The organism is Thioclava sp. SK-1 (genome assembly GCF_001705665.1).
GTDB lineage: Bacteria > Pseudomonadota > Alphaproteobacteria > Rhodobacterales > Rhodobacteraceae > Thioclava.
Window position 1 is genome coordinate 261288 of record NZ_MDHA01000044.1, and the last position, 20123, is coordinate 281410.

Below are 20123 nucleotides of genomic sequence, written 5' to 3' on the forward strand. Positions count from 1 at the left end.
TATGGCACATATGTATCCTTCACGCCCCACCTGCCAAGGGCGCAGGTCTGGCATGGCTTGTCTTAGTCGCATGTTTCACCTAAGCCACTTTCACTTACCAGAGGGAAGCGGGGTTACCTGATTATGTCCAATAACCTTATGGCGGGCAAACGCGGCCTTATCATGGGCCTGGCGAATGATAAATCCATCGCCTATGGCATTGCCAAACAGCTTGCAGACGCAGGAGCAGAGCTTGCTCTTTCGTATCAGGGAGAAGCCCTGAAAAAGCGCGTCGATCCTTTGTCCCAGCAGTTGAACTGCGACACGATTGTCGAATGTGATGTGTCAAACGGGGCGTCGATTGACGCGCTTTTCGACACGTTGAAAGAAAAATGGGGCAAGATCGACTTTGTCGTTCACGCCATCGGCTTTTCGGACAAAAGCGAGCTGCGTGGCCGCTATGTCGATACATCGGCGGATAATTTCCGTATGACGATGGATATTTCGGTCTACAGCTTTACCGCTGTGTGCCAACGCGCAGCCGCCATGATGCCCGAAGGCGGGTCATTGCTGACATTGACATATTACGGCGCCGAACAAGTGATGCCGCATTACAATGTGATGGGCGTGGCAAAGGCGGCATTGGAAGCATCGATCAAATATATCGCCGAGGATCTGGGCAAAGACGGCATTCGCTGCAATGCGATTTCCGCCGGTCCGATCAAAACGCTGGCTGCGTCGGGTATCGGGGATTTCCGCTATATCATGAAGTGGAATGAGCTGAATTCACCATTGCGCCGCAATGTGACACAAGACGAGGTGGGCAAAGCCGCCCTGTTCTTGCTGTCCGATCTGGGCTCTGGCACGACCGGGGAAAACCTGCATGTCGACGCGGGATATCATGTCGTAGGCATGAAGGCGGTTGATGCGCCCGATATTGACGTTGTGACCAACAAAAAGTAAGACTTGCCCCCCTGTCTTAAGGGGGGCTCGTATGATTTTCTCTGCCTTTTTAGCAATCTATCTTGTGCATCTGGCGGCCGCAATTTCGCCCGGCCCTGCGGTGTTGTTATGCGCACGCACCGGCCTGACCGAAGGGTTCATGCGCGGCACATATCTTGCGATCGGTGTCGGTCTGGGGGCCTGCGTATGGGCCTGTGCCGCGCTATTCGGGCTGGCGGTTTTGTTCAAACTGGCCCCTGCCCTGCTCACGGTTCTGAAATTCTTTGGTGCGGGGTATCTGGCCTATCTGGCCTATAAAATGTGGCGCGATGCGGCGCAGCCCTTAAACACGGATTTGCCCAAGCTCAGCCGCAGCCGCGGACCCATGGGCCTGATCTGGCTAGGTGTCACCACCCAGCTGGCCAATCCCAAACCTGCAGTCTTCTTCGGCACCATCTTCCTGACATTCATCCCTGTGGATGCCCCGCTTTGGGCATTTCCGGTAATTTTGCTGATGGTATTCATCAATGATGCCGGGTGGAACGTGATTGTCGCACGTGTCTTCTCATTAGAGCGCACACGGCAGATTTATCTGAACGCAAAAGCAAAGATTGACCGTGTATTCGGCGGCTTGCTTGCGCTATTGGCAGCCAAATTGGCGCTGACCTGACGGAGAGAGACGATGAATGACCGCCTGCCACATGAAAAAGGCTTTCATATCAGCTGGGACCAGATCCACCGCGATGCCCGCGCGCTGGCCTGGCGCTTGGATGGCAAAGGCCCCGATGACGGTGCGTGGCGCGCGGTTGTTGGCATCACCCGGGGCGGGTTGGTGCCTGCGGCCGTCGTAGCACGCGAGCTGGACATCCGCGTCGTCGATACGATCTCGGTCAAAAGCTACAACCACCAAACCCAGTCAGAGCCGCATGTGATCAAATCCCCGCAGGCGGATGTGATGGGCGATCAGGGCGAAGGTGTTTTGATCATTGATGACCTGGTCGATTCCGGGCGAACCTTGGCCCTGGTGCGCGAGATGTATCCCAAAGCAATGTTCGCCACCGTCTATGCAAAACCGCTGGGCCGACCTTTGGTCGACAGTTTCATTACCGAAGTCAGCCAAGACACATGGATCTTTTTTCCATGGGATATGGCGCTGCAATATGTCCAACCCTATCGCGGAAGCGAAAATTAAAACAAAGCGTTACGACCCGGTTTTAACCTATCGACGTAGGGCGGGGTCATTCCTGAAGTTCTTTTCGCCGCATCGGCATCTGATCGATTGCGGCGAAAAGGTCAGGCACCTGGATCGGCCGACGCAGGCGCAGCTTTACACCGCCGTCTTTGCCTATCAACATAACTTCAAACCCGTTCACGCCCAAACGCTCGCGGATCGCTGATCGCGCTTGCGGCTGCGTGTCGCTTAGAACCACGATGTCACGATCGGCCAAACCGTCAAGCGCCTGCGACAGCAGATCCTTTTGTTGCGCATAAAGCGGATCCGCATCGGACGAGGCGAAAATAACCACAAGCCGGTTTTCCCAGCGAAACATATCCAGCGCGGTCTCATTTGGGCCAAGCGGTCTGTCCAACCCCTGTGCACCGGCATTGGCAGCGATGCCCAAACTCAAGCCGATACCCAGACCCAAACCAATCGTTAACCCAGTCCTACACATCTGCGTCACGCAGCTTACTGTATAGTGTCTCATGCGTTGCTCCCGGTTGGGCGTGATCTTGTCCTGTCTTGTGCTTAACCGATACGTTACGATGATTGTCTGAAGGATGCGTATAAGAAATTCAATATTTCTTATGGTGCACTGCTGCAATCAGCGCCTGTGGCGCAGGTGGGGGGCACGGGTGCCGGTGGAGCTTCTGGTTCTGTCAGCGGTGTGGTTTCCACCATTGGAACCGGTGCAGGCGTGATCGCATCGGCGGGTGTTTCCTCGGGCAAATCGGCCCCTAACTGATCCAGCCCTTCCACAGTGACGGTCGCGCCATCTTGGGGATCTTGGGGGACCCCTTCAACATCTGCGCCGCCCGCCCCACTATCAGAACAGACATAGACCGTGCCGCCCACAACGACCGCTGTTACCGCAACCGCCGCAAGCCCGGCAGGCGTTGCAGCTGCCAAGGCCGCGATACCCGCATCTTGCAGCCGGTCCCGCAACTTTGCCCCGGTTGTTTCAACGACGACGGCACCGATATCCTCGCCCACCACCTTACCGGTGGTGTCGCGCGCGACATCCCCCACCGAACCGGTCAGAGATTTTGCCGCCTGGGTCGAGCCGTTCACCCGTTCGCAAAAACTGCGAGAAGGCGCACGGCAATGGCCCAACCCATCTTGCGCCCCTTCGGCATAGCCGATGTAGGTCTCATTTTCCTTGTCCCATTGCAGGCAAAACGCGCCGCGCGTCTTATCCTCCATCTCGGGTGTCAGGGCGCGCAGTGTCACAAGGCCCGGACAGGTGATATCCCCCTTGCCACCAAACAATTTTTCCCGCATCGAACGACTGTCTTGCAGCAACGTATTATCCGCATCATAGGCAAATTCATATTGCTGCCCCCGGAGAGAGGTCTGGCACCGCTCTAACGTGGTTTGCGCCTGAGCCATCGGTACAAGCGGAACGCCTGCAATAACAGGGGCCATGCCGACACATAACGCAAGAACAGGGCGGATCATCACATCTCCTTTGGCTAAAGATTTCCGTAGCCTAGCAAATCCGCACCCAAAGCCGAAATGACAAATCCGCGTGCACAATTGCCCTTGATGGTTTGACCATTCGGGCAGAATAGACATAGTTTTTGGAATAGATCGGGAAAAGACTTCCCCAAATGCCACCCTTTGCGCTCAGACTGAACTGTAATGATTGATAAATGTAGCCCCTTCCCCCGGCCCGGAGACATCGTGTGACAGAGCAAACCCCTAACGCCCCCCCTGCCGAAGATCCGCCACTGTCAGTGGGTCAACGCCCTCAGACCCGCATTCAGCTGCGCAACACCAAGGCCATATTAGAGGCCGCGCTGGATGTGTTCTCGCAATATGGGTTTCGTGGATCGACTTTGGATCAAATCGCACAGGCCGCCGGACTGTCAAAGCCCAATCTGCTGTATTATTTTCCATCAAAAGAGGCCATCCATGTGGCGCTTTTATCAGGCCTGATGGAGGTTTGGCTGGCACCGCTTTATGCTTTGGATGCCGATGGTGATCCACGCGATGAAATCATGGGCTACATGCGCCGCAAGCTTGAAATGAGCCGGGAAATGCCGCGCGAATCGCGCCTGTTTGCCAATGAGGTGCTGCAGGGGGCGCCGCGCTTTCTAGATGGGATCGAAGGAGAGCTGAAAACTCTGGTCGATGCCAAGGCCGCAATCATCGCAACATGGTCGCAACAGGGAAAAATTGCCGCAATTGATCCCTATCACTTAATTTTTTCGATTTGGTCACTGACACAGCATTATGCGGATTTCGATGTCCAGGTCCGCACGATCTTGGGGCCAAAGCGCGATTCCTTTGCCGAGGCAGAGACCTTCCTGGAAACCTTATTTTCCAGACTGTTGGTCCCGTGACCGTATAGGTTGTGACCCGGCCCGACCTTGCCCGCCTTAACGATTCGGTAAATATCCGCGCGTAGATTGAATATGTGGGGGTGCATCTCAAATGGAGTTGGGGAGATGGACCGTATAACTGGGTTGAATCCACAGGTTGGGTGGTCACCGTTACTGCTGACACCTGCCCTGAAAGTTGCACCGGCAACAACGGTAGAAGCCGTTGTTTCAAGTGCAAATGTAAACGGTGGCATGGGAGGCAGCGTTGATACGCAGACTGGAGAAGGTAAGGCTGCTGCCGCGCTTGCGCAATCTGTGAAAAGCCGCACATCAACAGACGAGGCTGCGCAAAGCGTCTCATCGTCTGATCTTTTATCGGCACCGGCTGGCCCGCCGCCGACCTTCAGGGTAACGCAGCTACAGCAAGAAGCTGCGCGCCTGCGTGCGGGAATGTTTAGTGCCAGCACAGATGCCGCTGCTGTAGAAACAGCTACCCCGGCGCAATCGACACCCGTCGTGCAAGAAACGCGCTCGACCAGCCGGTCAAGCGATGGCACGACCACGGAAACGGTCACAACAATGACCCGCACGGTGACGTCGAGGGCACCGACAGAAACGCCGCCAGAAACGGCGGAAACCAAAAAGGTCGAATTGGAACAGGTGCAAGCCGAGATCAAACAGATCGAAACGCGCACTACTGAACCCGAAGCTGCCCCAAGGGGATATGAAACTGTCGCTGCAGAACCCATGCACGACTTGGATGTGACCCGCTAAACCGCCATCTGCGGGATTACGCGGGCGCGTCTCCCCCCAACCAGTCAGCTTGCGATCCTGCACTTGGGCCGCGTGGATGCTCCCACGCGGCCCTTGGCGATACCTATCGCCGTATCACTGTGCCGCCTGTGATGACGGATTATTGGGGTGGCTGGTCCAATTTCCGTAGCCCGCCACCGGCGTGCCCGTCCGCTGATCGACCTCACCCAATGCCAATTCACGCATCGAAATGCAATCCACCGGACATACATCAACGCATAGATTGCACGCCACGCATTCCTCATCCTTGACCGAATAGACCCGATCCGACGATACTGCGATCGCCTGATGCGAGGTGTCTTCGCAGGCAGCATAACACCGACCACATTTGATACAATCGTCTTCGTTGATCTGCGCCTTGGTCACATAATTGAGATTCAGATATTGCCAATCCGTGGTGTTGGGCACGGCGCGACCAGAGATCTGATCGACACTGGTGAAGCCCTTTTTATCCATGTAATCTGATAGTCCAGAGATCATTTCCTGCACGATTTTGAACCCGTAGGTCATCGCCGCCGTGCACACCTGCACGTTGCTTGCCCCAAGCGCCAGAAATTCCGCCGCGTCGCGCCAAGTTGTGACCCCGCCGATACCCGAAATTGGCAGACCGGCCGTTGCTGGATCGCGCGCGATCTCGGCCACCATATTCAGTGCAATCGGCTTGACGGCTGGGCCGCAGTAGCCGCCGTGACTGCCCTTTCCATCAATCGTGGGCTGCGGTGCGAAATTATCCAAATCTACGGATGTTATTGAATTAATTGTATTAATCAGGCTGACAGCATCTGCACCACCGCGTTTTGCTGCCTGTGCAGGGGCGCGAATATCCGTAATATTGGGCGTCAATTTTACGATCACCGGCATCCGCGTATAGTGCTTACACCAGCGCGTCACCATTTCGATATACTCAGGCACCTGCCCGACGGCAGATCCCATACCACGTTCGGCCATACCATGCGGACAGCCGAAGTTCAGCTCAATCCCATCTGCCCGGGTCTCCTCAACCCGAGGCAAAATCGCTTTCCAAGCCTCTTCCTCGCATGGCACCATGATAGAGGCGATCAGCGCCCGATCCGGGTAATCACGTTTGACCGAGGTCATCTCTTGCAGATTCACCTCCAACGGGCGATCGGTGATAAGTTCAATGTTATTGAGCCCCAAAACACGCCGATCGGCACCGTAAACGACACCGTAGCGCGGACCGTTGACATTCACCACCGGCGGGCCTTCGGCACCCAGTGTTTTCCACACAACACCGCCCCAGCCTGCCTCAAATGCACGGCGCACATTGTATTCCTTATCCGTGGGCGGCGCCGAGGCCAACCAAAATGGATTGGGAGATTTGATCCCCAGGAAGTTGCTCGTCAGATCCGCCATGGATTATCCCTTCGCCAAGAAAAGGTGAATATCTTCAGCCGCATCGCGCCCCTGCGCCACAGCTGTCACAGTCAGATCATCACCTGCATGGGTGCAATCCCCCCCAGCCCAAACACGCGCCATACTGGTGCGCCCGGCGCCGTCCGTGATGATCTTGCCGCCTTTCACAATCACAATTTCGGGCATGTCCCCAAGGGTTTGACCGATAGCTGTGAAACATTGATCGGCCGGCAGGCGGAAGGTAGCGTCGGTCATTTCCAGCCCGTCGGGCCCGTTTTTGGTGTAGCAAAATTCAATATGACGCACCGCGCCATTGCCGATAATCGCTTTGGGGGCCGCATGTTCGATGATCCGCACACCGCGCGACAGTGCGATCTCTTGTTCATGCGCGGACGCAGGCATGGCATCGCGTCCACGCCGATAGACGATGGTGACATTTAACGCACCAAGCAGCTTGGCCTGAACCGCCGCATCCACCGCCGTCATCCCGCCGCCGATCACAACAACGTCACGCCCAATGGGCAGCGCGGCCAGATCGCTGGCCTGACGCAGCTGAGCAATAAAATTCGTTGCCGGAATGATATTGTCTTTATCTTCACCCTTCAGCCGCAGCGCATTTACCCCAGACAGGCCCATGCCCAAAAACACTGCGTCAGATTGCGCCAGAATATCGGACAAATCACCGTCCCCGGCCCGGCCCAACTGCCAGTTTTCCACCATCTTGATGCCGCCGATCTGCATCAGCCATGCGACCTCTGCCGCCGCGAACCCTTCTACAGCCTTATACGAAGCAATACCAAATTCGTTCAAACCGCCCGCTTTGGGCCGGGCGTCATATATCGTGACACTATGCCCTTTCATTGCCAGACGATGCGCACAGGCAAGCCCGGCAGGCCCCGCACCGATCACCGACACAGTGCGCCCGGTCGCTGCGGCACGGGTATAGGGATGATCTTGCCGCGCCATCACGCCATCAGTGGCAAAGCGTTGAAGACGCCCAATTTCGACCGGTTTACCTTCGGCCTTCATTCGCACACAGGCGCCTTCGCACAGGTTTTCGGTGGGGCACACTCTGGCACACATCCCACCCAAAATATTGCTGTCAAAAATTGTCATGCCCGCCGCATCCGGGGTCTGCGTTGCGATTTGCCGAATGAACAGCGGGATATCGATATCGGTTGGACAGGCCGTCTGGCAGGGCGCATCATGGCAGAAATAGCACCGATCGGCGGCCACCTGTGCTTCATGTGCGGTAAGCGAGGGCGCGATATCAGTGAAATTCTGCGCCAATGCGTCGGGGCTAAGCCGGTTGGCACAGATCCCTTCGGTAAGCTGGCTATTGGACATTGTGTCCTCCGTGCTGGCATCTGGTTTTGCTCAGGCTTGCACAAGCAATAATTTTATCAAGTGGTAAAAAATATTTACTCAGCAAAAGCCCTTCAACAGGACGCTAAAACCTGATTTCCGGGCCAATTGATTAATGTTTAAGCAAGCTGGAGTGAATTCCTTTGGTTCGTTAGCGCTTTTCACCTCTGCGTTCGTGGCGTATAAGCGCACGCAAACACCATTCAGGCCGTGCCGGGCGGAGAAACTATCATGCCTCCCGCACGCAATGAGGACAGCATGACCGATAACACCCGTGAAAATGATGTGGCCTTCATCAAGGCGCTGGCTGAGCTTTTGAACAAAAACGAGCTGACCGAAATCGCCGTGACCCGTGAATATGGCGATGATGACAGCCTGAAGGTTCGCGTTTCCAAACAAATGAACGTTGTGGCTGCGCCTGCTGCCTCTGCCCCTGCCGCGGCGGCGACCGCCCCTGCAGCCATTGCAGGCCCTGCCCCCACCGACACGCCTTCGGCTGCTGAAGATCCTGCAGACCATCCCGGCGCCGTTACATCGCCCATGGTTGGCACAATCTATATGTCACCAGAACCCGGCGCGAGCGCTTTCGTCAAACCCGGAGATCAGGTCAAAGAAGGCCAGACACTGCTGATCGTCGAAGCGATGAAAACAATGAACCATATCCCGGCGCCGAAATCCGGCACGGTCAAGCGTATCCTTGTGGATGATGCGCAGCCTGTGGAGTTTGGCTCACCGCTGATGATTATCGAATAAGGGGCCTGAGATGTTCGACAAGATCCTGATCGCCAACCGGGGCGAAATCGCACTGCGTGTCATCCGCGCGTGCCGCGAGATGGGGATCGCCTCTGTTGCGGTCCATTCAACGGCAGATTCGGACGCAATGCATGTGCGTATGGCCGATGAATCGGTGTGTATCGGTCCCAATTCTTCGACCGATAGCTATCTTTCCGTACCTGCCATTGTTGCCGCCTGTGAAGTGACCGGTGCGCAGGCAATCCACCCCGGTTACGGTTTCCTGTCTGAAAACGCGAATTTCGTGCAGATTCTGGAAGATCACGACATTAAATTCATCGGCCCCTCGGCGGAACATATCCGCATGATGGGCGATAAAATTACCGCCAAAGAGACGGCTGCAAAGCTGGGTATTCCGGTTGTTCCCGGCTCTGCCGGTGGTGTTCCGACCATTGAAGATGCGAAAAAAGTTGCCGCTGAAATGGGTTATCCGGTCATCATCAAGGCAACTGCCGGCGGCGGTGGTCGCGGTATGAAAGTGGCCCTGAACGAGGATGAGATCGAATCCGCGTTCCGCACGGCACGTTCAGAATCCAAAGCGGCCTTCGGTAATGACGAAGTTTATATTGAGAAATATTTGCAACGTCCGCGCCACATTGAAATTCAGGTCTTTGGCGATGGCAAAGGCCGTGGTGTGCATCTGGGCGAGCGTGACTGCTCGCTACAGCGGCGCCACCAAAAAGTGTTCGAAGAGGCGCCCGGCCCCTGTATCACCCCCGAAGAACGTGCGCGGATCGGTAAAATCTGCGCCGATGCCATCGGTCAGATGGGCTATGCGGGCGCGGGTACGATCGAATTTCTGTATGAGGATGGCGAGTTCTACTTCATTGAAATGAACACGCGCCTTCAGGTGGAACACCCAGTTACCGAAGCCATTTTTGGTGTGGATCTTGTGCGCCAACAAATCATGGTTGCCGCTGGTCTGGGTATGGAATTTGAACAAGACGACCTGCAGATCAACGGCCACGCGATTGAGGTCCGTATCAACGCAGAGAAACTGCCTAATTTCTCGCCCTGCCCGGGCAAAATCACCGCTTATCACGCCCCCGGTGGTTTGGGTGTGCGGATGGATTCGGCGCTGTATACCGGCTATTCTATTCCGCCCTATTACGACAGCTTGATCGCAAAATTGATCGTGCATGGCCGTGACCGCCCGGAAGCCTTGGCGCGCCTGCACCGCGCCCTGGGCGAGCTGATTGTCGATGGTATTGATACTACGGTGCCCCTGTTCGACGCCCTACTGCAAGAGCCAGACGTTCAATCGGGCAACTACTCCATCCATTGGCTAGAAAAATGGCTGGAGCGGAACTTCGGTAAATAAGTCATTCAGGCCCGCGTTCGTCGCGGGCCTTTTCACTGCCGGCTGCCTTATGCGCCGCCATCCCAGCAACGCTGTGGTTTCATTTGGAACACATCACACTGGCCGCAGCAGACAGGTGGCCCGGCGTTTGTTTTCAAGCCGAAAGTAATCATTCACAGGCTTGCGCCGCTGCACCGGCAGGCGCGTCCAATCAATCCATTCACAACTAAACCCCAAGACATCCGCCATCGCTTCCATCGCAGGGAACGACGGAATGCCGATCAAGGTTCGCTCCTGTCCGGGGAATTGCGCAATCGCGTTTAGATCTTTATCCGTTCGTTCACGGACAAGCTGAATCACCGGGCCGTTTCGGATCGCAAATTCACTGTCCACAATCACCAGCTTCGGCTTCAGCTGACGGATCAATCGAAACAGGCGCATGTGATCCATTACATGATACAAAATTCCCAGCACCGCGATGACATCATATTGCTCGCCTGCGGCAATTGCTTTTTCCATCCCGTCGAACACATCGTCGCAGCGCAAGCTAGAACGGGATTTATGATCCACTGCCGGAAAATCCGCGTAAGATTGCACAAGCCCGGCACGGCCTTCAATCCCCACCACCTCTGACGCGCCTGCGCAGGCGAAGGCGAATGTCCAGCGCCCGTCATGCGCGGCAAGATCGAGCACCCTAGCCCCTGCAATTTCATCCGCGAGCGGTGCGATAATCATGTCGTGGCGACAATTCATACGTTCAACAGGACCGGCCTGCCCTTCATATCGCGGGAGGTCGGGTAGAAAATCGAAAAAGCCCATAATTGCCTTCTGCCATTGGCTCAGTCATCTTGATACAGCAAGGTTAACCCGATGAGCTTGCGAAGCGATTAACGACGAACGGATAATGGAATGACAGACCGTCTGACCGCCCAGGCCCTGCTGACAGGCTATGCGCGTGGCATTTTTCCAATGGCTGAAAGTCGGGATGACGACACGCTGTATTGGTTTGAACCAAAGCTCCGTGGGATCATTCCACTGAACGGATTTCGGCTATCTCGCTCACTTGCGAAAGAGCTGCGCAAAGCGCGCTACCAAATCCGCGTGAACACGGATTTCCGCGCAACTGTAGAAGGCTGCGCTGCGCGGGACGAAACCTGGATTAATGATGCGCTATTCGCTTTATATGACGATTTGCATGCGGCCGATCATGCGCATTCGCTAGAGGTCTGGAACGGCGCAAAATTGGTTGGCGGCGTGTTCGGCGTAACGTTGGGTGGGGCGTTCTTTGGTGAAAGCATGTTTTCTCGCGTGCCCAATGCCTCAAAAATCGCACTCGCTTATGCGGTGGATCGCCTGCGTCAAAACGGCTTTAAATTGTTTGATACGCAATATTTAACCTCCCATCTGGCCAGTCTGGGAGGTATTGAAATTTCGCGTAAAGACTATCAGATACGGCTATCGCAGGCCCTGCACACCCATGCCAGCTTTACAAAACGTATCGAAGATGACCCTCAATCCGTATTACAGCGCATGACCCAAACATCATAGCGCGGATGATCCAATGCAGATAGTGCCGGGCTATCTGCCATCATCCACCCCGAAAAGGCCGGCTGTGTGGCACCTTTATCGGCGATCATGACCCGTGCATATGCGTTTGATGACGGGTCATTGGCGGGATACCGGCATTCTTGCAACGTAACGGTAATGAACCCGTATTGAACCGTTTGACCAACCGCTAGGTCGATATTTGATGCAACTCCGGTCACCTTATCCAGACCACGCAAAAGCGCGCCAGAGGATTCAGCCAAACCCGATGGCGCGTTCGCCGGGACGTCCTGCGCCCAGCCCGGGGTGCACAGCATCACAATTGATGCAATCATCGCAGCACAGCGCATTGGTTTCACTCTGGCTGCCAGGCCTCGTAATCACTGCGCGCAACCGGCTGCGCACGGTGCAACGATCCCGCCGGGACATATGCCGCTGGCGTGCCAGTCAGGTTTTCTTCATGCGGTTTTTCCCAAGACTTATGAGCCATCGGTGCAGTGGTCGGCGGCTCATCATAGGTGTGATGAAGCCAGCCATGCCAATCAGGTGTCACCCGGCTTGCCTGCGATTCCCCGTTATAAATAACCCAACGGCGTTTCGTATCTTTGGTTTGGTAAAAAATATTACCTTGTTCATCGCTACCGACTTTCACGCCGTTGCGCGATGTCCAGAAACGGGTTCCAAGGGTCTGACCATTCCACCAGGTCAAAATCTGAAGCAGGGTTTTCATGTGCTACCTCCGCGCGCTATCTGTCCCCTTATACCGCAGCAGGCGGTAAGGTCCAGTGGCCGTTTGAACCCATTGATACGACAGCTTTACATATCGAAGATTAACACATGACAACGCCTGCCGAAGAAATCTCCGACAGGCGTCATATACTGTGATCAGGACCGATTATCCTGCGGTTTTCGGCTCTTTCTTTTGGTCTGCATAGATAATTAACGGCTTGGCGTCCGCCGATTCGACCGCTTCTTGATTGACCACGATCTCTTCAACACCTTCCATACCCGGAAGCTCAAACATCGTATCCAGCAAGATATCTTCCAAGATGGACCGCAAGCCGCGCGCACCCGTCTTGCGTTCAATCGCCCGTTTTGCAATCGCCATCAGCGCATCGTCTGTGAAGCTCAGCGTAACGCCTTCAATCTCAAACAGGCGTTGGTACTGTTTGACCAAGGCGTTTTTGGGTTGCGTCAGAATAATGACAAGCGCGTCTTCGTCCAGGTCGGTTAACGTCGCAATCACCGGCAAACGGCCGACAAATTCCGGAATAAGCCCGAATTTCAGAAGGTCTTCTGGCTCCAGCTCTTTGAACAGTTCACCAACACCGCGATCGTCATTGTTCTTCACCTCGGCGCCAAAGCCCATAGCAGAGCCCTTGCCACGCGCAGCAATGATCCGGTCAAGACCTGCGAACGCACCGCCGCAGATAAACAGGATATTCGTTGTATCGACCTGCAAGAACTCTTGCTGAGGATGTTTGCGCCCACCTTGAGGGGGAACTGACGCCACAGTGCCTTCCATGATCTTCAGCAAGGCCTGCTGCACGCCCTCGCCCGATACATCGCGCGTAATCGACGGATTGTCAGACTTACGCGTAATCTTATCGACTTCATCGATATAAACGATACCGCGCTGCGCACGCTCAACATTGTATTCCGACGCCTGAAGCAATTTCAGGATGATATTTTCAACATCTTCCCCCACATAACCGGCTTCGGTCAATGTGGTCGCATCTGCCATTGTGAACGGCACATCCAAAATACGCGCCAAGGTTTGTGCCAGAAGCGTCTTACCGCAACCAGTTGGACCAATCAGCATGATGTTGGATTTTGCCAGTTCGATATCTTGCTTCGTACCGTGGTTCAGACGTTTGTAATGGTTGTGAACCGCGACCGACAGAACACGTTTGGCGTGTTCCTGACCAATCACATAATCATCAAGGACTTTACAAATATCGCGGGGTGTCGGAACCCCTTCAGAGCTTTTCAACCCGGCCGATTTCGTCTCTTCACGAATGATGTCCATGCACAGCTCGACACATTCGTCGCAGATGAACACCGTTGGCCCTGCAATAAGCTTGCGGACCTCGTGCTGGCTCTTGCCACAGAACGAGCAATAAAGCGTGTTCTTGCTGTCGGAGCCTGAATTATTCGCCATCTCTACCTCTGCGCTGCTGCTGGGATGTCATCCACCCCTGCCGGTATGTCGATCAAGCCGGCCTTTCACCGAAGTCTAGGCCAGCCCAACCGTCATGCCAATGTCAAATTCATCCCCCGGTTAAGGGATGATCGTCACTTGTTGTCTTCGGCCTTGCCGCGATTCTCTAGGATCTCGTCGATAAGACCCCAATTTTTTGCCTCTTCCGCCGACATAAAGTTGTCACGCTCCAGCGCAGCTTCAACAGTATCGTAGTCGTTACCTGTATGTTTTACGTAAATTTCATTCAGGCGACGCTTCAATTTTGCCGTCTCTTGCGCGTGAATCATGATGTCGGTTGCCTGACCCTGATACCCGCCAGAAGGCTGGTGCACCATCACACGGCTGTTGGGCAATGAAAAGCGCATGTCTTTTTCACCGGCTTGCAGCAACAGCGATCCCATGGACGCCGCCTGGCCAATCACCAGAGTCGATACTTTAGGTTTGATATATTGCATCGTGTCGTAAATCGACAGGCCAGAGGTCACAACACCGCCTGGGCTATTGATATACATAGCAATTTCTTTTGACGGGTTTTCCGCCTCAAGGAACAAAAGCTGCGCGCAAATCAGGGTCGACATGCCGTCATGCACGGGGCCAGACAGGAAAATGATACGTTCCTTTAGCAGGCGCGAATAAATATCGAATGCGCGCTCCCCACGAGAGGTCTGTTCGACCACCATAGGAACCAGCGTATTCATGTAGAGGTCCATCGGATCTTTCATTGGCCCTGCCCTTTTTCTTTATCAGTCACGAAACGTGAATAAACCGAAGATGCTTACCAGAGTCTTATTGTCGCGCCCCCCGGTCTTCAAGGGCAGCAAGACGCAGGCGATCAGATTATCTCGGAAAAGTCACTGACTCGGCGCAAATTACACGCTAAACACGGCTCGCCATCGATACGTCAAGCGACATACACGCGTCGTGCCGTCACAGATCTGTTCCACTTTGCAAAAAATCTCCCGCTTACCGCCATCAGCTGGAGGCCTCGGAACGTGGCGCAAAACGACAAACGCCCCCGCAGATCACTGCAGGGGCACTTGTGTCACGCCTGACATAACAGAAAGCCTACGCGTGCGGCGCAGTTAACTGCGTGATTCCATCGGTTAAGCGATCGTCAGATCCAGTGAAATATCGCAGTTCAACAATTTGGAGATTGGGCAGCCGGCTTTTGCGCCCTCGGCACATTCCTTAATCTTCTCGGCATCGCCCGTCGCAGAAACTTTTGTAATCAGCTGCGACGATTTCACTGCGAACCCGTCCCCATCCTTGTCCATTGACACTTTAGCTTCGGTGTCGATCACAACATCCGTAATACCCGCATCGGTCAGCTGTAGAGACAACGCCATCGAGAAACATGACGCATGCGCCGCCGCGATCAGCTCCTCCGGATTGGTGCCGGGCTTATCCTCAAACCGGGTATTGAACCCATAAGGCTGCGCGTCAAGCGCCTTAGAACCGGTTGAAACGGTGGCTTTTCCCTCTTTAATAGGGCCTTCCCAATGTGCGGAACCTTTTTTGACGATCATAGCGTCCTCCTGCTTTTATCTTCGTTCAACATATAACGCGGGCCGGACAGGGGATGTTCCTGCCACAGCCCCTCTGTGCAAAAGAAATTCACCAAATGAAAACGCCCGCATCATCAGATGCGGGCGTCACGTGATCTGCCAAAGGCCGATCTAAGCGAATTATTCTTCGCGTGCGGTTTTCTGTGCGGTCAGTGCAGCAATCACTTCGGATTTGGTCGCGTTCGGGCCGACACCGGCTTGTGCTGCAAGCTGCGCCCAACCAGCATTGTCGATTTCAGAACCGCTTTTGCGGGTCAGGGATGCCTTCACCAATTCTGCGTCGCCAGCATTCGGGTCACGCAGTGCTTCTGCCAGGTAATTTGCCTGACCTGCGGTGATCGAACCAACAGGCACTTCAGCAGCCGAAGACAGCTGAGCATTTGCCGGAACGGCGCCCGATTTCGCTGCGCTGAAGGATGTTTTCACATTTGCAACGCTAGCGGTTTCATTGTTGTCGCGCTGAGCGTCGATGATCGAATGCAGCTGAGCCACCGAATAGGTGCCTGCTTCAACTCCGGCTTGTGTGGCCAGCTGCAGCTGAGCAGCCGAGAAAGATTGTGCCGAAGCTGTGCCAGCGGCAAAAACGGAAGCGGCTGCAAGTGCGATAAATGCGGTTTTCATGATAGATCTCCCAATCTAATTTTTTGTGCCAGTGGGTGTGGGCCAGTTTCGTTTCCCTTGGCGAACACCCGTTTCGTTCGTCGATGAATTACATTTAGACCTGTGCCCCCAGATTGAAAACATGAGTTTTTATCCGCTCAATGTTTATATATGCACATATTAATTTGAAACTTTTCTGGAACCTTTTTCGTGGACCTGTTGAGCGCATTAAAAAGGGGGCCGAAGCCCCCCATGCTAAAAACACTATAACAAATTGTTTTTATATTGTTTTATATGAACTCAAAGGTTCGGATCCACCAACCTGTGATATTCCTGAATCGCGAAGCGATCCGTCATACCCGCGACATAATCTAAAACCACACGTGCCAGCTCTGTCCTAGGGTTTGCACTGGCCTGGGCTTTGGAAACATCGTCTTGCCAATCAGCAGGCAGCAGATGTGGGCGGTCAATGAATAGTGGAAACAAGCCATTGATCATTTTGGTCACACGCTTGCGTTCCACCAGAACTGTCGGCGCCCGATACATCTTTTGAAACAAGAACCCTTTGATCGCCTTCAGGTTTTGATAGAGCGGCTTTGAAAAGCGGATGATCGGCCCATCCATTAGCCGGATATCGTCAACCGATTGCGGGTTCAGCGATGTTAAACGGTTTTGCGCCACCGCAATCACATCTTCGACCATGCAGCCAAAAACCCTGCGCAGCGCCTCGTGGCGGCGGCGCATGGGATCCAACCCGGGATACAGTTTATCCACCTCGGCGAAGCAATCCTGGATCACCGGCAGCTCGCATAAATCATCTTCTGTGAATAGGCCGGCGCGCAAACCATCATGCAAATCATGGTGATTATAGGCGCAGTCATCGGCTACAGCCGCCACCTGCGCCTCGGCGCTGGCATTGGTTTCCAGCTCCAGATCCCACATGGCGTCGACTCCCTCTAACGCATAGGGCAGCTCCTTGCGATCAGTGACCGTATGGCTGCCACCACGGTTTGAAATCACCGGACCGTTGTGCTTGGCAATCCCTTCCAATGTTTCCCATGTCAGGTTCAGACCATCAAAGTCAGCGTAATGTTTTTCCAACCGTGTGACGATCCGCAGCGCCTGCGCGTTATGGTCAAACCCCCCATAGGGTTCCATCAGCTCATGCAGCGCGTCTTCACCGGTATGGCCAAAGGGCGGATGCCCCAAATCATGCGCCAGTGCCACCGCCTCTGCCAGATCTGTGTTCAACCCCAATGTCGCAGCAATAGTCCGCGCGACCTGCGCCACCTCAATGGTATGCGTCAGCCGGGTGCGATAATAATCGCCCTCATGCTCTACAAAAACCTGTGTTTTATGCTTCAACCGCCGAAATGCAGAGGAATGGATGATCCGGTCGCGATCCCGTTGAAAATCCGTGCGAAAGGTGGAATAACTTTCGGGGAATAGGCGGCCGCGCGATTGGTCGGGCTGGCAGGCATAAGGTTTGAGCAAAGGCGTCCTCGTCTTGTCGCGGCTCTTTCGTGTTCTTATATCGGGCCTATATCGGTATTGTCTAAGAAATACAGGCCAAATGGCCAGAAAGCGGGTGAAAATGTTGCAACTTCCGCCAACAGTGACTGAACGCGCCTTCGCACGGCTGGCAGAGATCAACGAAGATGCTCAGACGCCGCGTGCCCTGCGCATCGCCGTCGAGGGCGGCGGATGCTCGGGTTTTCAATATGATATCAAGCTGGAGGAAACTTCGGCAGAAGATGACATCGTCTTGGAAGGCCGTGGTCAGCGTGTGTTGATCGATGCCGTATCGCTGCCATTTTTAGAAAATGCAGTAATTGATTTCACGGATGAGCTGATCGGCGCACGGTTCGTGATCGAAAACCCCAATGCCGCATCAAGCTGTGGCTGTGGGGTTTCCTTTTCCATGTAACACTGCGATGCGCGGCGGCGGCATTAAGCCGCCAGCCGCGCGTTGATACGTCCCATTGCCTGCGCACCAATCTGAAACGAACGTTTGCGCGCTGCCGGGTCGTGGATTTGCCCGGTCAAGATCACCTCATCGGGGCGGTATTTCGCAATATAATCACCTAGCTGACGCTCGACCGTCGTGGGGCTGCCAACGGCGGCCATACGCAACGCATGGCGTGATTGCACCAACTCATGCGCCTCTGCATGTTCTGCCAGATTCTCAACCGGAGCAGGCAGTGGGCCGGGCTGTCCACGCCGCAGATGCACAAAACCCATCAACATCGATGATCGCAGCAGATGCGCCTCTTCATCCGTTTCGGCAGCAAACAGGTTCAGCGCCAGCATAAAGCGCGGGCGATCCGTCACACCTGGGGTGAAACTGTTGCGATACACCTCCAGCGCCTGTTCCAGCGCATCTGGCGCAAAATGCGACGCAAACGCATAGGGCAGCCCCAAATGCGCGGCCAGCTGTGCACCATACAGCGATGATCCCAACATCCATACCGGCACATTGGTGCCTGCGCCGGGCATCGCGATAACCGGCTGATCCTTTTGCGGCTCTTGCAAGAAGCCCAGCAATTCAATCACATCTTCCGGGAAACGATCTGCCCCGTTCATCCCGCGCCGCAGGGCCTGCATCGTGCGCTGATCGGTGCCCGGCGCACGGCCCAACCCCAGATCAATCCGGTCCCCATGCAATGTGGCCAGCGTGCCAAACGCCTCTGCAACCTGCAGTGGCGCGTGATTGGGCAGCATTATACCGCCCGAGCCGACACGGATCTTTTGCGTGGCCTGCGCGATATGGCCAATCACCACTGCAGTTGCCGCCGACGCAATCCCTCGCGAATTATGATGTTCAGCCAACCAATAACGCGCATAGCCCAGTGACTCTGCCTCAATGGCCAGATCGGTGGAATTCATCAGCGCATCGCGCGGCGTGCTGCCTGCGGCAATCGGTGCAAGATCCAAAATAGAATATGGTATGGTCATGGTGCCTCCAGCTCCTTAACTTGGCCATCATGATGGCGGTCGAAAAGGGGCGGTGTGAAAAAATCGCGCCAATGGACCTGCGCTCAACGGCTGGGTTTGCCCGCTACGACAATCCCGCCCAAAATCGCTGTAAAGCCAATGGCATGATACAAGTGGAGCTGCTCACCCAGAAAGACAACCGATAGCACCGCACCATAGACTGGTATCAAATGCACAAACAGGGATGCCGTCGACGGCCCAGCCAAAGCGACCCCTTTCGCATATAGCAAAAACGCCCCGATCGACGGCACGACCCCAACATAAGCCAATGCGATCAACGCCTGCGGTGTGGCATGAACCTGCGCCCCGTTCAGCACCGCCCACGCGGCAAATGGCGCAAGGATCACCACCGTCAGCCCGGCATGGATACATAGCAGACCAACGCGGCTGGCCTGCGCGGGAAAATCCGTCAGCCACATGGTATAAAACGACCAACACACCATCGCCAAAAAGATCAACAAATCACCCGGCGCGAATTGCAGTCCCAACAGCCGATCCAGGTCACCGCGCAAAATGACAACCGCCACCCCACACAGTGATAGGCACAGCCCCAGCACCTGTGCCAGCACCAAACGACGCCTGTAAAACACCACCCCAATCAACAAGATCAACACCGGAATGGTCGAATTCAGCAACATCCCATTGGTTGCTTGGGTTGATTGCAAACCTATGTAAATCAATGTGTTAAATAGGGTTACGCTGGTCAATCCGATACCGATGAACGCTTTCAGATTATCCCGATAAATCGGTATATCGCGCCGGATCGCCCCCGCAGCAAAGGGCAACAAAACGGCAAAGGCAATCACCCAACGCCCCCAGGCCAGCACGATACCGGGGATATCGCCCCGTGCCCCGCGCCCAACGATAAAATTTCCCGCCCAAAACAGCGGCGGCAAGCACAGACACACCAGCAAAAGAATCTGTGTCTTGCCGGCAGATGTTAATGGACGGGGCATGGAGGGCTCGCTTTAATTAAATTCGGCCCGCCGACTGTGTCGAATTTTTAGGCAAACGCAAGCCCGTCACCGGAGCGGCCCACGCTTTCCCCATTTTGGCCGCTTTTGCCGATCACATCGAAGTGATCAATGGTAATCCCTACCTGCCAATC

General features: G+C 54.9%; 23 protein-coding genes. 9 read left to right on the top strand and 14 right to left on the bottom strand.

The features are described from left to right. Positions 1-123: 123 nt before the first annotated feature. From fabI to gpt, 3 genes are read left to right on the top strand one after another with little or no spacing between them, the layout of a single operon-like run. Positions 124-942, top strand: coding sequence for an enoyl-ACP reductase FabI (fabI, locus tag BFP70_RS11160; protein WP_066011643.1), 819 nt, complete (start codon positions 124-126; stop codon positions 940-942). A 31-nt stretch (positions 943-973) separates the two neighbouring features. Continuing rightward, positions 974-1591, top strand: a complete 618-nt coding sequence (locus tag BFP70_RS11165) for a LysE family translocator (RefSeq protein WP_066011644.1) — start codon at positions 974-976, stop codon at positions 1589-1591. A gap of 12 nt (positions 1592-1603) precedes the next feature. Then, a complete protein-coding gene (gene gpt / locus BFP70_RS11170; protein ID WP_066011645.1) occupies positions 1604-2113 on the top strand; it encodes a xanthine phosphoribosyltransferase in 510 nt (169 codons plus the stop codon). A 46-nt stretch (positions 2114-2159) separates the two neighbouring features. Here gpt and BFP70_RS11175 read toward each other — a convergent pair whose 3' ends face one another. Continuing rightward, positions 2160-2627, bottom strand: a complete 468-nt coding sequence (locus tag BFP70_RS11175; protein ID WP_255356677.1) for a DUF4174 domain-containing protein — start codon at positions 2625-2627, stop codon at positions 2160-2162. 98 nt (positions 2628-2725) lie between these two features. After that, positions 2726-3598, bottom strand: a complete 873-nt coding sequence (locus BFP70_RS11180; protein ID WP_066011646.1) for a hypothetical protein — start codon at positions 3596-3598, stop codon at positions 2726-2728. A 272-nt stretch (positions 3599-3870) separates the two neighbouring features. Here BFP70_RS11180 and BFP70_RS11185 point away from each other — a divergent pair, with 272 nt between their 5' ends. Both BFP70_RS11185 and BFP70_RS11190 read left to right on the top strand, forming a co-directional pair. Continuing rightward, positions 3871-4485 carry a TetR family transcriptional regulator C-terminal domain-containing protein gene (locus BFP70_RS11185; protein ID WP_369820203.1) on the top strand — a complete coding sequence of 205 codons (615 nt, stop codon included), beginning with the start codon at positions 3871-3873 and terminating at the stop codon, positions 4483-4485. A 105-nt stretch (positions 4486-4590) separates the two neighbouring features. Further along, the gene (locus BFP70_RS11190) at positions 4591-5238 is read left to right on the top strand and encodes a hypothetical protein (protein ID WP_066011647.1); all 648 of its coding nucleotides are present in this window, start codon (positions 4591-4593) and stop codon (positions 5236-5238) included. Positions 5239-5352: 114 nt separating this feature from the next. On the opposite strand, the gene preA is transcribed toward BFP70_RS11190, so the two are convergent. Further along, positions 5353-6651, bottom strand: coding sequence for an NAD-dependent dihydropyrimidine dehydrogenase subunit PreA (gene preA / locus BFP70_RS11195; protein WP_066011648.1), 1299 nt, complete (start codon positions 6649-6651; stop codon positions 5353-5355). Positions 6652-6654: 3 nt separating this feature from the next. After that, a complete protein-coding gene (locus tag BFP70_RS11200; RefSeq protein ID WP_066011649.1) occupies positions 6655-7998 on the bottom strand; it encodes an NAD(P)-dependent oxidoreductase in 1344 nt (447 codons plus the stop codon). Between the two features lie 276 nt (positions 7999-8274). On the opposite strand from BFP70_RS11200, the gene accB reads away from it, so the two are divergent. Then, positions 8275-8769 (top strand): acetyl-CoA carboxylase biotin carboxyl carrier protein, encoded by a 495-nt coding sequence (gene accB, locus BFP70_RS11205; protein ID WP_066011650.1) that lies wholly within the window; start codon positions 8275-8277, stop codon positions 8767-8769. Between the two features lie 10 nt (positions 8770-8779). Next, entirely contained in the window at positions 8780-10129 is a 1350-nt protein-coding gene (gene accC, locus BFP70_RS11210; RefSeq protein ID WP_066011651.1) for an acetyl-CoA carboxylase biotin carboxylase subunit, read from the top strand. Between the two features lie 93 nt (positions 10130-10222). Here accC and BFP70_RS11215 read toward each other — a convergent pair whose 3' ends face one another. After that, positions 10223-10843 carry a bifunctional 2-polyprenyl-6-hydroxyphenol methylase/3-demethylubiquinol 3-O-methyltransferase UbiG gene (locus BFP70_RS11215; RefSeq protein ID WP_176715550.1) on the bottom strand — a complete coding sequence of 207 codons (621 nt, stop codon included), beginning with the start codon at positions 10841-10843 and terminating at the stop codon, positions 10223-10225. 174 nt (positions 10844-11017) lie between these two features. Here BFP70_RS11215 and aat point away from each other — a divergent pair, with 174 nt between their 5' ends. Next, positions 11018-11656, top strand: coding sequence for a leucyl/phenylalanyl-tRNA--protein transferase (gene aat, locus BFP70_RS11220; protein WP_066011653.1), 639 nt, complete (start codon positions 11018-11020; stop codon positions 11654-11656). On the opposite strand, the gene BFP70_RS11225 is transcribed toward aat, so the two are convergent. From BFP70_RS11225 to BFP70_RS11255, 7 genes are all read right to left on the bottom strand, one after another. After that, the gene (locus BFP70_RS11225) at positions 11620-11988 is read right to left on the bottom strand and encodes a DUF2155 domain-containing protein (RefSeq protein WP_066011759.1); all 369 of its coding nucleotides are present in this window, start codon (positions 11986-11988) and stop codon (positions 11620-11622) included. The genes aat and BFP70_RS11225 overlap by 37 nt on opposite strands. A gap of 20 nt (positions 11989-12008) precedes the next feature. Beyond that, positions 12009-12383 (bottom strand): NADH:ubiquinone oxidoreductase subunit NDUFA12, encoded by a 375-nt coding sequence (locus BFP70_RS11230; RefSeq protein ID WP_066011654.1) that lies wholly within the window; start codon positions 12381-12383, stop codon positions 12009-12011. A 165-nt stretch (positions 12384-12548) separates the two neighbouring features. Further along, positions 12549-13814, bottom strand: coding sequence for an ATP-dependent Clp protease ATP-binding subunit ClpX (gene clpX, locus BFP70_RS11235; protein ID WP_066011655.1), 1266 nt, complete (start codon positions 13812-13814; stop codon positions 12549-12551). A 134-nt stretch (positions 13815-13948) separates the two neighbouring features. After that, complete coding sequence (locus BFP70_RS11240; RefSeq protein ID WP_066011656.1) at positions 13949-14578, bottom strand: ATP-dependent Clp protease proteolytic subunit; 630 nt, start codon at positions 14576-14578, stop codon at positions 13949-13951. A gap of 381 nt (positions 14579-14959) precedes the next feature. Then, the gene (locus tag BFP70_RS11245) at positions 14960-15382 is read right to left on the bottom strand and encodes an OsmC family protein (protein WP_066011657.1); all 423 of its coding nucleotides are present in this window, start codon (positions 15380-15382) and stop codon (positions 14960-14962) included. 159 nt (positions 15383-15541) lie between these two features. Then, a complete protein-coding gene (locus BFP70_RS11250; protein ID WP_066011658.1) occupies positions 15542-16042 on the bottom strand; it encodes a hypothetical protein in 501 nt (166 codons plus the stop codon). A gap of 279 nt (positions 16043-16321) precedes the next feature. After that, complete coding sequence (locus BFP70_RS11255) at positions 16322-17515, bottom strand: deoxyguanosinetriphosphate triphosphohydrolase (protein WP_066011659.1); 1194 nt, start codon at positions 17513-17515, stop codon at positions 16322-16324. Positions 17516-17618: 103 nt separating this feature from the next. Here BFP70_RS11255 and BFP70_RS11260 point away from each other — a divergent pair, with 103 nt between their 5' ends. Then, the gene (locus BFP70_RS11260; protein ID WP_066011760.1) at positions 17619-17948 is read left to right on the top strand and encodes an iron-sulfur cluster assembly accessory protein; all 330 of its coding nucleotides are present in this window, start codon (positions 17619-17621) and stop codon (positions 17946-17948) included. Positions 17949-17971: 23 nt separating this feature from the next. On the opposite strand, the gene BFP70_RS11265 is transcribed toward BFP70_RS11260, so the two are convergent. Both BFP70_RS11265 and BFP70_RS11270 read right to left on the bottom strand, forming a co-directional pair. Beyond that, positions 17972-18976, bottom strand: coding sequence for an LLM class flavin-dependent oxidoreductase (locus BFP70_RS11265; protein ID WP_176715551.1), 1005 nt, complete (start codon positions 18974-18976; stop codon positions 17972-17974). 83 nt (positions 18977-19059) lie between these two features. Beyond that, a complete protein-coding gene (locus BFP70_RS11270; protein WP_066011660.1) occupies positions 19060-19971 on the bottom strand; it encodes a DMT family transporter in 912 nt (303 codons plus the stop codon). Between the last annotated feature and the right edge of the window lie 152 nt (positions 19972-20123).

Coding starts and splice junctions, on each gene's coding strand:
- fabI (WP_066011643.1), top strand. CDS start 124: ATGTCCAATAACCTTATGGCGGGCAAACGCGGCCTTATCATGGGCCTG.
- BFP70_RS11165 (WP_066011644.1), top strand. CDS start 974: ATGATTTTCTCTGCCTTTTTAGCAATCTATCTTGTGCATCTGGCGGCC.
- gpt (WP_066011645.1), top strand. CDS start 1,604: ATGAATGACCGCCTGCCACATGAAAAAGGCTTTCATATCAGCTGGGAC.
- BFP70_RS11175 (WP_255356677.1), bottom strand. CDS start 2,627: ATGAGACACTATACAGTAAGCTGCGTGACGCAGATGTGTAGGACTGGG.
- BFP70_RS11180 (WP_066011646.1), bottom strand. CDS start 3,598: ATGATCCGCCCTGTTCTTGCGTTATGTGTCGGCATGGCCCCTGTTATT.
- BFP70_RS11190 (WP_066011647.1), top strand. CDS start 4,591: ATGGACCGTATAACTGGGTTGAATCCACAGGTTGGGTGGTCACCGTTA.
- preA (WP_066011648.1), bottom strand. CDS start 6,651: ATGGCGGATCTGACGAGCAACTTCCTGGGGATCAAATCTCCCAATCCA.
- BFP70_RS11200 (WP_066011649.1), bottom strand. CDS start 7,998: ATGTCCAATAGCCAGCTTACCGAAGGGATCTGTGCCAACCGGCTTAGC.
- accB (WP_066011650.1), top strand. CDS start 8,275: ATGACCGATAACACCCGTGAAAATGATGTGGCCTTCATCAAGGCGCTG.
- accC (WP_066011651.1), top strand. CDS start 8,780: ATGTTCGACAAGATCCTGATCGCCAACCGGGGCGAAATCGCACTGCGT.
- BFP70_RS11215 (WP_176715550.1), bottom strand. CDS start 10,843: ATGATTATCGCACCGCTCGCGGATGAAATTGCAGGGGCTAGGGTGCTC.
- aat (WP_066011653.1), top strand. CDS start 11,018: ATGACAGACCGTCTGACCGCCCAGGCCCTGCTGACAGGCTATGCGCGT.
- BFP70_RS11225 (WP_066011759.1), bottom strand. CDS start 11,988: ATGATTGCATCAATTGTGATGCTGTGCACCCCGGGCTGGGCGCAGGAC.
- BFP70_RS11230 (WP_066011654.1), bottom strand. CDS start 12,383: ATGAAAACCCTGCTTCAGATTTTGACCTGGTGGAATGGTCAGACCCTT.
- clpX (WP_066011655.1), bottom strand. CDS start 13,814: ATGGCGAATAATTCAGGCTCCGACAGCAAGAACACGCTTTATTGCTCG.
- BFP70_RS11240 (WP_066011656.1), bottom strand. CDS start 14,578: ATGAAAGATCCGATGGACCTCTACATGAATACGCTGGTTCCTATGGTG.
- BFP70_RS11245 (WP_066011657.1), bottom strand. CDS start 15,382: ATGATCGTCAAAAAAGGTTCCGCACATTGGGAAGGCCCTATTAAAGAG.
- BFP70_RS11250 (WP_066011658.1), bottom strand. CDS start 16,042: ATGAAAACCGCATTTATCGCACTTGCAGCCGCTTCCGTTTTTGCCGCT.
- BFP70_RS11265 (WP_176715551.1), bottom strand. CDS start 18,976: ATGACCATACCATATTCTATTTTGGATCTTGCACCGATTGCCGCAGGC.
- BFP70_RS11270 (WP_066011660.1), bottom strand. CDS start 19,971: ATGCCCCGTCCATTAACATCTGCCGGCAAGACACAGATTCTTTTGCTG.